The organism is Sphingomonas sp. SKA58, assembly GCF_000153545.1.
Taxonomy (GTDB): Bacteria; Pseudomonadota; Alphaproteobacteria; order Sphingomonadales; family Sphingomonadaceae; genus Sphingobium; species Sphingobium soli.
The window spans coordinates 1,393,757-1,405,618 of the sequence record NZ_CH959306.1 but is presented as its reverse complement, the minus strand read 5'-3'; the positions used below and the strand labels follow the sequence as shown (position 1 = coordinate 1,405,618).

Sequence of the window (11,862 nt, the reverse complement as noted above, 5' to 3'; positions counted from 1 at the left end):
TATGACCTATCAGTTCAGGTCGCGGGCGGAAAGCTCAATGGCTGCTTTTTCAGCGTAGCTGCGACTTGGGACTTGGATTCGCTTCAACATTTTCGGGCTGACGATGATCACTCGGATGCTGGCGCAGCAGTGCGATCTGGAGCCGGGTGAAGTCATTTGGCAGGGCGGGGACGTGCATCTCTATCTCAACCACGCACCGCTGGTGGAGGAGCAGTTATCGCGTATTCCGCAAGGCGCGCCGACATTACGGATCAATCGGCAGCCTTCATCCATTTTCGATTACAGGATCGAAGATTTCGAGGTGCTGGATTACAGCCCGCAAGCCCATATCGCTGCGCCGGTCGCCGTGTGAAAACCGACATCGACAGCGACAGGTAAAGAGTAATTTGGGTCAGCAAGGCTTGCCTTCCGGTGCATTGAAATATAATATCCGCCTAAAGCAATATTATTGCAATGCACCATAGGAGCCAGGATGAGCGATCCCATTGGATCAGTGGAAGGACAGGCCGGGCGCAACCTGCCTCCGCTAAAGTTGCACGTTCCCGAACCGCCGGCGCGGCCAGGTGAGGCGGCGGACTTCACCCATTTCGATATCCCTGCCGCTGGCGCGCAGCCGCGACCCGATGAGGCTGCTCAGCCGGCAGACATGCGCGATATGGCCTATGGGCTGGTTCGTGTGCTGGATGACGATGGACAGGCCGTCGGCCCCTGGGACCCGCGCCTGCCCGTCGAAACATTGCTCAAGATGCTGCGCTATATGGCGTTGACCCGCGCATTCGACGCCCGGATGTTTCGCGCCCAGCGACAAGGCAAGACCAGTTTTTACATGAAGTCGACGGGCGAGGAAGCGGTGTCGATCGGCGCAGCGATGGCATTATCGCGCGACGACATGTGCTTCCCTAGCTATCGTCAGCAAGGTATCCTGATTGCACGCGACTGGTCCCTCGTCGACATGATGAACCAGATTTATTCCAATAAGGGCGACCGGATGAAGGGCCGCCAGTTGCCCATCATGTATTCCGCGCGCGAGGCGGGATTTTTCTCGATCTCCGGCAATTTGACGACTCAATATCCCCAAGCCGTCGGCTGGGCGATGGCGAGCGCTGCGAAGGGGGATACGCGGATAGCGGCGACCTGGTGCGGCGAGGGATCGACGGCCGAGGGCGATTTCCATTCGGCCTGCACCTTCGCCAGCGTCTATCGCGCGCCCGTCATCTTGAATGTCGTGAATAATCAGTGGGCGATCAGCAGCTTTTCAGGATTTGCCGGAGCGGAGGCGACGACCTTCGCCGCGCGCGCCGTGGGCTATGGCATTGCGGGGCTTCGCGTCGATGGCAATGACGTGCTGGCCGTCTATGCCGCAACGCGCTGGGCGGCCGATCGCGCCCGCGCCAATGCAGGTCCGACGCTGATCGAGCATTTCACCTATCGAGTGGAGGGGCATAGCACATCCGATGATCCATCCGCCTATCGCTCCGCCGAGGAAAGCAGCCAATGGCCGCTTGGCGATCCGGTTGCGCGGCTGAAGCAGCATTGCATTGCGCTCGGCATCTGGGACGAAGACCGCCATGCCGCGATGGACAAAGAACTGGCCGAACATGTCCGCGACGCTGCGCGCGAGGCGGAGAAGAACGGCATATTGGGCCATGGCCTGCACCATCCTATGGAGAGCATGTTCGAGGATGTGTTCGAAAAGATGCCCTGGCATCTAGAGGAACAGAAGCAGCAGATGCTCGACGAATGGAAGGCGGCCGGCCTGTGAGCAAAGCGAACGAAACTGACGCTGTGAGCAAAGCGACCGAAACTGACGCTGTGAGCAAAGCGAACGAAGCCGGTGTTGTGAGTGAGGTCATGACGGAGGATGAGGCGCAGGCCGACGTGCGGCAAATGAACATGATTCAGGCGATCAACAGCGCGCTGGACGTGATGATGGACCGAGACCCGAACGTCGTCGTCATGGGGGAAGATGTCGGCTATTTCGGTGGCGTGTTCCGCGCCACGGCGGGGCTTCAGCAAAAATATGGCAAGAACCGAGTGTTCGACACACCTATCACCGAATGCGGGATTATCGGCGTTGCGGTCGGGATGGGGGCCTATGGATTGCGCCCGGTGCCGGAAATCCAGTTCGCCGACTATATCTACCCCGCGCTCGACCAGCTGGTGAGCGAGGCGGCGCGGCTGCGTTACCGCTCGGCGGGCGAATTCATATCGCCGATGACGGTGCGATCGCCCTTTGGCGGCGGCATCTTTGGTGGCCAGACGCACAGCCAGTCGCCCGAGGGTATCTTCACGCATGTATCGGGCGTCAAGACGGTGATCCCGTCCACGCCCTATGACGCCAAGGGGCTGCTGATCGCGGCGATCGAGGATAATGATCCAACGATCTTCTTCGAGCCCAAGCGCATCTATAATGGCCCGTTCGATGGCCATTATGACACGCCGGCGAAAAGCTGGGCCGGGCATGCTGAGGCGCAAGTGCCACAGGGCTATTATCGCATACCGCTGGGCAAGGCGCGCACAGCGCGGGCGGGCGAGGCGCTGACGATCCTATGCTATGGCACGATGGTTCATGTGGTCGAAAACACCGTGGCGGCGATGGGCATCGACGCTGAGATTATCGACCTGCGCACGCTGGTCCCGCTCGACATCGAAGCGATCGAGGCATCGGTGCGCAAGACGGGCCGTTGCCTGATCGTCCATGAAGCGACGCGCACCAGCGGGTTCGGGGCGGAACTTCTCGCCCAGGTGCAGGAACGCTGCTTTTATCATCTCGAAGCGCCGATCGAGCGCGTTACCGGCTTTGACACGCCCTATCCGCACAGTCTGGAATGGGCCTATTTCCCCGGACCCGTGCGCATTCGCGAGGCCATCACCAAGATCATGAAGGATTGAGCGCATGGCTCTCTTTACATTCAAGCTGCCGGATATCGGCGAAGGCATTTCCGAGGCCGAGATCGTCGGCTGGCACGTCAAGGTGGGCGACCGGGTCGAGGAGGATCAGCCGATCGCCGACATGATGACCGACAAGGCGACGGTCGAAATGGAAAGCCCGGTTGCGGGCACAGTCGTGCGACTGGCAGGCGAGCCGGGCGATCAGGTGCCGATCGGGTCGATGCTTGTCGAAATCGAGGTAGAGGGCGAAGTCGCTGCTGCGCCGCCGCCGAGCGAAGAGACGATCGAAGCGGAAACGCCGGGCGAAGCCATGGTGGAGGAGGCCGCTGCGCCATCAGCGCAACCCGCGCCGACCCCTGAACCCGACTCTGCGCCGACATCTGCGCCCGCGCAACAGCCAGTCGCGGCCGCTGTAAAGGACCAGCCGATTCTCGCTTCGCCCGCGGTCCGAGCCAGGGCGAAGGAGTTGGGTATCGACTTGGGCCAAGTGAAGCCCAGCGGTGATCATATCCGCCATGCCGACCTGGACGCCTATTTGCTCTATGGGGCCGGGCAGGGTTACGCGCCCGCCGGACGCTCGGCACGGCGTGCGGACGAAGAGGTCAAGGTGATCGGCATGCGCCGCCGGATCGCGGAGAATATGGCCGCGTCAAAGCGTCACATTCCGCATTTCACCTATGTCGAGGAAATCGACGTGACTGCGTTGGAGGAGTTGCGCGAACAGCTTAACGCTGGTCGCGGCGAACGGCCGAAATTGACGATGCTGCCGTTGCTGATCGTTGCGATCTGCAAGGCGATCCCGGATTTCCCGATGCTCAATGCCCGCTATGACGATGAGGCAGGCGTGGTGACGCGCCATGGGTCGGTGCATCTGGGCATGGCGACGCAAACCGATGCCGGACTGATGGTGCCGGTGATCCGCGACGCACAGGATCGCAACGTCTGGCAACTGGCATCCGAAATCCGCCGGCTGGCAGAGGCGGCGCGCAGCGGCAAGGCCAAGTCTGAAGAATTGAGTGGATCGACGCTGACGCTGACGTCGCTCGGGCCGCTCGGCGGCGTGGCGACTACGCCGGTCATCAATCGGCCCGAAGTCGCGATCATCGGGCCCAATCGCATAGTTGAACGCCCGGTGTTCCGGGGCAAGGAGGTCGTCGCGGCAAAGCTGATGAATCTGTCAATCAGCTGCGACCATCGCGTGGTCGATGGCTGGGACGCGGCGAGCTTCGTGCAGGCGGTGCGCAAATTGCTGGAAGCGCCGGCGTTCCTGTTCGTCGATTGATCAACGGGAGGGCGTTTATTTGGTCATCACGACGACCGCGCCCTCTCGCACGTCCGGTTTGAAGATCATGCGGGCGGCACGGGCGAGCATCTTCCAGCGGCGCTTGCTGAACCATCGGCCCGAATAGTCGCGCTGCTGGTAGAAGGTGCTGTAGAGGAGGGACGGCATCGGCAGGACGCGAAAGCCTGTGAAGCCTGCATCCCGGCCACGCGCCATGATAAGATGGGGTGGCATGTCGCGTTCGTTGACGCCGAACCGCGCCATCGCCGCAATCGATTCCGCCGACTGGCTGTGGCCTTCGCCGGGTTCGTGGGTGATGAGAATGCCGCCCGGCTTCAGCGCGCGCCAAGCCGCATGGATGGCGAGCGCCTCATCCTCCGCATGATGCAGCGAGTCGAAAAAAATCGCCGCGTCATATTGCGCGCCGAGCTCCATGTGCTCGAAATCCCCGCACAGGAAGTCCGTGCGCGATCCGACATCGTTGATCCGCGCATTGTCCCGCGCCACGGCGATCATGTCGGGCGCGATGTCCTGCCCTGTCACCTGATAGCCCAAGCGCGCGTAGAAGATGCTGGTCCAGCCGCCCCCGCAGCCCAGATCCAGGATACGGGCGGGAGGCGGTGGCAAAAGGCGCATGATGAAGCCGATGGCGGCCAGATGCATGCCGCACTCCGGATCGGAAAAAGGCTTGTTGAGCGAATGGTCGACGCCCTGGGCGCCTAGATTGGCGAGGTAGGCGCGCTCGGCGTCTTTGGGCATCATGGGGTCTCCGGTCGGCGCATCGCCCTAGGATAGCTGGCGATCGGCCTCAAGCCCCGGCGTTTTATCGCAGGGTGAGCCGATAACTGAGCCGGCCGGTTTGGCCGGGTGCCGCCTGCGCCAGTGGCCAGCGTATATGCGTGACATCGGCCGGGACAGCGCGGCGCACGCCGCCCAAAGGGGTTGGCAACCACAAGTCTTCAAGCCGTCCCCAATGCGCACCGCCATCGACCGAAATCTGCATCACCGGATCATCCAGGTCGGGTTCCGATCCATTCGGGACGGGGCGCGTGATGGCGACGTTGCGCAGCGGCGCTGGTCCGTCATTGCGCCAGTCGAGAATGACGATCAACTGGTCGCCGCGCATCGGCCTGTCGGTAGTGGCGATTATGCGGCGTGGGCGGCCATTGATGTCCGTAGCAACCCGCTCGACGAAAGTTTGACTTGTCAGCCGCAGGAGCGGTTGCGCCGAAGCAGGAATAGCGGAGGCGGCCACACCGGGGATTACCATGGGGACGATAAGCCGCAACGATATGATGTTCATGCCCCGCCCCCCATTGCCGGCACCATCCAAAATAGCGTGCAGATGCAAAAAATTGGTTAAGTGACTGTTTTCCTTTCGCGCGCTCTTGGCTTTGCAAATTGACGCGGGGGAGCGGGCAGCGCACATCCATTGTGTGGACGGCATGAAAGAATCGAGCGTGACGGCGGCGGAACAACAGGAAATCAACCGGCGGCGCGATCGGTTGCTGGCTTCGATCGCGCTGTCGACAGGGCTGGGCTTGATTCTGGCGCTGCCTTTCGCGTTACGCGCGGGGGCGGAATTTTTCCTGCCGCTGACGGCCGCCCTGGTCATAGCCATCGCCTTGGTGCCATTGCTGGAATGGATGGAGCGGCGCGGCCTGCCATCGGGCGTAGCGGCATTGCTGTCGGTGATCGGCTTTCTGCTGGTGGCCAATACCGCGCTGGTTCTGATCGTCGTGCCCGCCACGGATTGGTTCAGCGCGCTGCCGCAGCGCCTGCCGCAGATCCAGGCGAATTTGGCGCCGGTGATCGACCTTTATTCCAATCTCCAGCGCTTCGTCGATGAAACCCTCCAGATGCTGGCGACAGGCCCGGTCGCAGCGGCGCAGACGGCGGTTGTGGACGCGCCGCGATCACTGTTGCAATTTGCCGCGACGTCAGCGCCAGCGGCGATCATTCAGATGGTCTTCGCCTTGCTGATCATCTATTTTTTCCTGGCTGGGTGGACCCGGCTGCGGCGGCGGACGATCAACAGCCGGGGCAGCTTCGACGGGGCAATGGCGGTGGCCCGCGTGATCCAGAATGTGGTCGATGCGACATCGGCCTATGTCATCACGATCGCCACCATCAATCTGTGCCTGGGCCTGGCGGTCGCGGTGGCGCTGTGGCTCATCGGCATGCCTTCGCCGCTGATGTGGGGTGGGATCATCGCCCTGTTGAACTTCGTACCCTATTTTGGGCCCATGCTCGCGGCCGCGCTGCTGGCGCTGGGCGGATTGATGGTGTTCGACGACGTGTGGTTCGCGCTGCTTCCGGCCGCGCTGCAGATCGCGTTTCATCTGGTCGAGGCCAATGTCGTCACGCCGATGCTGCTCGGGCGGCGATTGACCATGAACCCTTTGCTGATCCTGGTGTCGCTCACTTTTTGGGGATGGGTATGGGGAACGCCCGGCGCGTTGCTGGGGGTGCCATTGCTGATTATCTTGCAAACCGTCGTGGCGGCCGCCGGAACGCCCGATATAGCCGGTTTCCTGTTCGAGCAGGGGACGCTGACGGTGCCGCGCATGAAAGAAAATGCGGATAAAGAGGAAACAGATGTTACGGACGGTTGACAGTATCTTCTGTCCCGCATAGACGGCCGCCCACACCGAACGCGGGTGTAGCTCAGTTGGTTAGAGCGCCGGCCTGTCACGCCGGAGGTCGCGGGTTCGAGCCCCGTCACTCGCGCCACTTTTCCGGACGGGAAAAGCGGAAAAAGGTTTTCAGATATGCATCGTCTGGCGACCATAGGGTCGTGATAGGATGCCGCCCTGCGCGGGTGTAGCTCAGTTGGTTAGAGCGCCGGCCTGTCACGCCGGAGGTCGCGGGTTCGAGCCCCGTCACTCGCGCCATTTCCTGCCATGAGGCAGAATATCAATATTTCTGCCAGATCCCGGTTTCCATCCACCGCATCAATTGCTTGAGCGGTAGAAGCCAGATCCACACGACGCCCAGCACGACATAGACCGGCACCTGAGCCCAGACGGGCAGGCTGCTGATCCAGCCGGACAGGCTGCCCACGAGTACGGCCCATAATAAAATGAGCGCAACGATCGCCAGCATGCCGACGGGCTTGCGCCAACTGGGCTGATGATGATGACGCGGGTTGATGGTCATGCCTTCGTCCCCTCAATCACTTCGACTTCGGTCAGGACCATATCGAGCGGAAGATCCCAGGGGTCTGCCGGCACGGCGTCCAGTTCCTGCGCTGACCAGGCAACACCGATGCGCAGGGCCTCGGGGAAGCGGGCAAGGGCGCGGTCATAATAGCCGCCGCCCTGACCCAGCCGGTTCATGCTGCGGTCGAAGGCGACAAGCGGCGTGACGATGACATCAGGGCTGACGACGCCGCCTGTCGGGTCTGGATGGTGGGTGCGATAGAGCCCGGGAACCAGGACATCATCCGCGTTCCACGCGATAAATTCCATGCTGCCGAGCCGGTCGATCACGCGTGGGAGGGCAATGGCCTTGCCCATGGCCTTAAGCTGCGGCGCGAGCCGTTGTGCCGGGGCTTCATCGTCAAGGCCCATGTAAAGCGCCACGATATGGGCATCGGCAATATGCCGGGCGAGCGGCGAAGGTACGACCTTGAACGCAAGCCGATGCGCCAGCGGATCGAGCGCGGCCACGAAATCGCGCCGACGCTGGCGGGCCGTTGCGCGCAGGCTGACCTTGTCGGCGGCGGGGCTCTGGTCGCTCATCATCGGCTTTCGTTCGGGCTGGAGAGGGTGACGGGACCGCCTCGGTCGTTTGCTGGAAAATCCTCTGACGCCTCAACGTCAGGTGGGGACCATGTAGATCGGGCCGGAACCCGCCCAGGGACAGCCCCCTTGGATGTGATTATCGCCTCAGGGATGTTCGCTAAAGCTCGTGCCGCGCAGTGCCCGTCGCTATGCAATCTAAGCGGCCGCAGCGGCCGCGGCAAGTGCCTCGCGCAGCTTTTCGATCCGACTCGCTAACTGCTCAACGGTGCGAGCCGCCTGTTCGTCATCAGCCTCCAAACTGAGCTTTTCCTGACGGCCCGCTTCCACCTTGCGCAGGTCAGTGAGTTCGTCGGCAAGAAACAGGGCAGCGAACAGCAAGGTGCGCACTTCGGTCAGGCCGGGTGTCGAACGCTGCGCCAGGCGTGCCTTGTCCTCGATCAGGCTTGCAAGTCGGGCAAGATGGGGTTCGTCGCCGTCGCGGCAGCCTATGTCATAACGGCGCCCGGCGATCTGCAATGTCATTTCAGCCATCGGTGCGCCCCTTGAGTTCGTCGATCAAGGCGTCGAGCGAGCGGAGCGCGGCATGCGCCGCGGGCACATCGATCTTCGGGTCGGGGGAGGCGGCGGCCGACATATAATGGGCCACATCCTGTTCGAGCCGGCTGACAGTACGCTCCAGCGTACCGATTGCCTGCATCATCCGCTCACTTGCCATGGACTCGTCATAGCCAAAGCGCAGGCTTCGCAAAAGCCCGACGACATACGGACCAGCGCGGCTTTGCCCCCGGCCATGCCCCGGCCATGGTTGACGCATGGGGCTTGACGCGACAAAGGAAGCCGCAACTCGACTCGCCGCATTGTGCGTGCACTTTTTCAGCGCGCCAGCCCAGGAAAGACGCCCGCTTGCCATGACCGTTTCCGAAAAGTCGCTCGCCAACGCCATTCGCGCGCTGTCCATGGACGCCGTGCAGGCCGCCAATAGCGGGCATCCCGGAATGCCCATGGGCATGGCGGACGTTGCGACGGTCCTGTTCAGCGATCATCTGAAATTTGATCCGGGCAAGCCCGACTGGGCCGACCGTGATCGCTTCGTTCTGTCGGCCGGCCATGGCTCCATGCTGATCTACAGCCTGTTGCATCTGACCGGCTATGCCCGCCCGACCATCGAAGACATTGCCAGTTTCCGCCAGTTGCACAGCCCGTGCGCCGGACACCCCGAAAATTTCGAGCTTGCAGGCGTCGAAGCCACCACCGGCCCACTGGGTTCGGGCCTTGCGACCGCCGTCGGCATGGCAATTGCTGAACGTCATTTGAACGCCCAGTTCGGCGACGATCTGGTCGACCACCGCACCTGGGTGATCGCGGGTGATGGCTGCCTGATGGAAGGCATTAATCATGAGGCCATCGGGTTGGCCGGGCACCTCAACCTGGGTCGCCTGATCGTCCTGTGGGACGACAACAAGATCACCATTGACGGCGCGGTCGACCTGTCGAGCAGCGAGGATGTGCTGGCGCGCTATGCCGCCACCGGTTGGCATGTCGTGTCCTGCGACGGCCATGACGTTGCTGACGTGCGCCGTGCACTGGCGGAAGCGGTCGCCGATCCGCGGCCGTCGATCGTCGCCTGCGCGACCAAGATCGGCTATGGCGCGCCTAACAAGGCGGGCACATCCGGCGTGCACGGTTCTGCGCTCGGCGAGGATGAAGTGGCCGCCGCGCGCGCGTTCCTCGGCTGGGACGCTGAACCCTTCGTCATTCCCGACGATATCGCCGCCGCCTGGAAGGCGATCGGCGCGAAGGGGCGCGATGTGCGTAGCGCTTGGGAGCAACGGCTGGCAGGCCATGCGCAAGGCGACGAATTTTCGCGTCGCATGGCAGGAGAATTGCCGGCCGACTTCTCGCTGGACCCCTATATCGACAGCCTGATCGCCAATCCCCAAAAGGTCGCAACGCGCAAGGCGAGCGAATTGGCGCTGGGCGCGATCAATGAGTTGCTGCCCGAAACGCTGGGTGGTTCGGCTGACCTTACGGGATCGAACAACACCAAAACGAAAACGACCGGGCCGTTGACGCGGGACGATTATGCCGGGCGCTATGTCTATTATGGCATTCGCGAATTCGGCATGGCCTGCGCGATGAACGGTATGGCGCTGCATGGCGGCGTCATTCCTTATGGCGGGACGTTCCTGGTCTTTTCGGACTATATGCGCGCGGGCATTCGCCTGGCGGCGCTTCAGCAGCAACGGGTGATCCATGTGCTCACGCATGATTCGATCGGCCTTGGCGAGGATGGCCCGACCCACCAGCCGATCGAGCATGTCATGTCGCTGCGGATGATCCCGAACCTGGACGTCTATCGCCCGGCGGACATTGTAGAAACGGCGGAATGCTGGGAATTAGCGCTCAAGGACGCGACCGGCCCTTCGGTGCTGGCGCTGACCCGGCAGAACCTGCCGCAGCTTCGCACCGACAAAAGCGAGAACCTGTCCGCCAAGGGCGGCTATCGCCTTGTCGCGGCGACGGCCGAACGCAAGGTCGTGCTGATCGCGACAGGTTCTGAAGTCGAAATCGCTGTCGCCACGGCCAAGGCGCTGGAGGAGCGGGGCATCGGCGCGGACGTCATCTCCATGCCCAGTTGGGCGCATTTCGAGGCGCAGCCGCAGGCCTATAAGGACGATCTGCTGCCGCAGCATGTGCTGCGCGCGTCGATCGAAGCGGGAACGACCTTTGGCTGGGAACGCTATACCGGCATTGCGGGGTTGCGCTTTGGCATCGACAGCTTTGGTGCGTCAGCGCCTGCGCCCGCGCTTTACGACCATTTCGGCCTGACCGCCGCGAAGATCGCGCCGCAGATTGAAGCGGCGCTCAATTCCTAACGGACAACAACACACCAGGAGGCTAGTGCAGTGGCAACGAAGGTAGCAATTAACGGTTTTGGACGTATCGGCCGCCTGGTGGCGCGCGCCATCTTGTCGCGCACGGACCACGACCTGGAACTGGTCAGCATCAACGATCTGGGCGATGCCAACGCCAATGCCCTGTTGTTCAAGCGCGATTCCGTACATGGGAACTGGGCTGGGGAGGTCAGCGTCGACGGCGATTTTCTGGTCATCGACGGCAAGAAGATCAAGGTGACGGCCGAGCGTGACCCCGCCAACCTGCCTCACGCCGAACTGGGTGTTGAGATCGCGCTGGAATGCACCGGAATCTTCACGTCCAAGGACAAGGCGAGCGCCCATCTGACCGCCGGCGCCAAGCGCGTGGTCATCTCCGCACCCGGCACCAATGTCGACAAGACGATCGTGTTCGGCGTCAACCATGACCAGCTGTCGGCTGATGACATCGTGATCTCCAATGCGAGCTGCACAACCAATTGCCTGGCGCCGCTCGCGAAGGTCCTGAACGATGCCATTGGCATCGAAAAAGGCTTCATGACCACGATCCACAGCTACACCAACGATCAGAACACGCTGGACCAGATCCACAAGGACATGCGTCGCGCCCGCGCCGCCGCCCTGTCGATGATCCCGACCACAACGGGTGCGGCCCGCGCCGTCGGCGAAGTTCTGCCCGAACTCAAGGGCAAGCTGGACGGATCGTCGGTGCGCGTGCCGACCCCCAACGTGTCGGTCGTGGACCTTAAGTTCATCGCCAAGAAGGCGACGACCAAGGAAGAGGTCAATGGCCTGCTCAAGGCCGCGTCTGAATCCGGCCCGCTCAAGGGCGTGCTTGGCTATTCCGACGAGCCTCTGGTGTCGATCGATTATAATGGCGACGCGCGCAGCTCGACCGTCGACAGCCTCGAAACGGCCGTCATCGACGGATCGCTGGTCCGGGTGCTCAGCTGGTATGATAATGAATGGGGTTTTTCGAACCGCATGATCGACACTACCGGTGTCATGGCGAAGTTCCTGTAAGCATTCCTATCGACCCCGCCGGAGC

General features: G+C 62.3%; 12 protein-coding genes, 2 tRNA genes and 1 pseudogene. 9 read left to right on the top strand and 6 right to left on the bottom strand.

The window, feature by feature from the left end:
• From thyA to SKA58_RS07325, 4 genes and pseudogenes are all read left to right on the top strand, one after another.
• Nucleotides 1-352: pseudogene (gene thyA, locus SKA58_RS07340) on the top strand (thymidylate synthase); the annotation flags it as partial.
• Between the two features lie 120 nt (nt 353-472).
• On the top strand, nt 473-1,762 hold the full coding sequence (locus tag SKA58_RS07335) for a 3-methyl-2-oxobutanoate dehydrogenase (2-methylpropanoyl-transferring) subunit alpha (RefSeq protein ID WP_009821757.1): 1,290 nt from the start codon (nt 473-475) through the stop codon (nt 1,760-1,762).
• A 125-nt stretch (nt 1,763-1,887) separates the two neighbouring features.
• On the top strand, nt 1,888-2,892 hold the full coding sequence (locus tag SKA58_RS07330) for an alpha-ketoacid dehydrogenase subunit beta (RefSeq protein WP_037542719.1): 1,005 nt from the start codon (nt 1,888-1,890) through the stop codon (nt 2,890-2,892).
• 4 nt (nt 2,893-2,896) lie between these two features.
• Complete coding sequence (locus tag SKA58_RS07325; RefSeq protein ID WP_009821755.1) at nt 2,897-4,174, top strand: dihydrolipoamide acetyltransferase family protein; 1,278 nt, start codon at nt 2,897-2,899, stop codon at nt 4,172-4,174.
• A 15-nt stretch (nt 4,175-4,189) separates the two neighbouring features.
• On the opposite strand, the gene SKA58_RS07320 is transcribed toward SKA58_RS07325, so the two are convergent.
• Nucleotides 4,190-4,936 (bottom strand): class I SAM-dependent methyltransferase, encoded by a 747-nt coding sequence (locus SKA58_RS07320; RefSeq protein WP_009821754.1) that lies wholly within the window; start codon nt 4,934-4,936, stop codon nt 4,190-4,192.
• Between the two features lie 61 nt (nt 4,937-4,997).
• Nucleotides 4,998-5,477: a hypothetical protein gene (locus SKA58_RS07315; protein ID WP_009821753.1), complete on the bottom strand. Its 480-nt coding sequence runs from the start codon at nt 5,475-5,477 to the stop codon at nt 4,998-5,000.
• A gap of 142 nt (nt 5,478-5,619) precedes the next feature.
• On the opposite strand from SKA58_RS07315, the gene SKA58_RS07310 reads away from it, so the two are divergent.
• From SKA58_RS07310 to SKA58_RS07300, 3 genes are all read left to right on the top strand, one after another.
• Nucleotides 5,620-6,789, top strand: a complete 1,170-nt coding sequence (locus SKA58_RS07310; protein ID WP_266100968.1) for an AI-2E family transporter — start codon at nt 5,620-5,622, stop codon at nt 6,787-6,789.
• 41 nt (nt 6,790-6,830) lie between these two features.
• Nucleotides 6,831-6,907: transfer RNA gene (locus tag SKA58_RS07305), tRNA-Asp, on the top strand.
• An 84-nt stretch (nt 6,908-6,991) separates the two neighbouring features.
• Nucleotides 6,992-7,068 (top strand) — tRNA-Asp (locus tag SKA58_RS07300).
• 22 nt (nt 7,069-7,090) lie between these two features.
• Here the strand turns inward: SKA58_RS07300 and SKA58_RS07295 are convergent.
• From SKA58_RS07295 to SKA58_RS20035, 4 genes are all read right to left on the bottom strand, one after another.
• Nucleotides 7,091-7,333 (bottom strand): DUF2842 domain-containing protein, encoded by a 243-nt coding sequence (locus tag SKA58_RS07295; RefSeq protein WP_009821751.1) that lies wholly within the window; start codon nt 7,331-7,333, stop codon nt 7,091-7,093.
• Entirely contained in the window at nt 7,330-7,917 is a 588-nt protein-coding gene (locus tag SKA58_RS07290; RefSeq protein WP_037542254.1) for a 5-formyltetrahydrofolate cyclo-ligase, read from the bottom strand. Before SKA58_RS07290 ends, SKA58_RS07295 begins: the two co-directional genes overlap by 4 nt.
• 198 nt (nt 7,918-8,115) lie before the next feature.
• On the bottom strand, nt 8,116-8,451 hold the full coding sequence (locus SKA58_RS07285; RefSeq protein WP_009821749.1) for a cell division protein ZapA: 336 nt from the start codon (nt 8,449-8,451) through the stop codon (nt 8,116-8,118).
• Nucleotides 8,444-8,734, bottom strand: a complete 291-nt coding sequence (locus tag SKA58_RS20035) for a hypothetical protein (RefSeq protein ID WP_037542252.1) — start codon at nt 8,732-8,734, stop codon at nt 8,444-8,446. The genes SKA58_RS07285 and SKA58_RS20035 overlap by 8 nt, the downstream gene beginning before the upstream one ends.
• A gap of 94 nt (nt 8,735-8,828) precedes the next feature.
• Here SKA58_RS20035 and tkt point away from each other — a divergent pair, with 94 nt between their 5' ends.
• Together tkt and gap are read left to right on the top strand one after the other, a co-directional pair.
• Nucleotides 8,829-10,796 carry a transketolase gene (gene tkt / locus SKA58_RS07275; protein ID WP_009821747.1) on the top strand — a complete coding sequence of 656 codons (1,968 nt, stop codon included), beginning with the start codon at nt 8,829-8,831 and terminating at the stop codon, nt 10,794-10,796.
• A 30-nt stretch (nt 10,797-10,826) separates the two neighbouring features.
• Nucleotides 10,827-11,837 (top strand): type I glyceraldehyde-3-phosphate dehydrogenase, encoded by a 1,011-nt coding sequence (gap, locus tag SKA58_RS07270; RefSeq protein WP_009821746.1) that lies wholly within the window; start codon nt 10,827-10,829, stop codon nt 11,835-11,837.
• Nucleotides 11,838-11,862 lie beyond the last annotated feature (25 nt).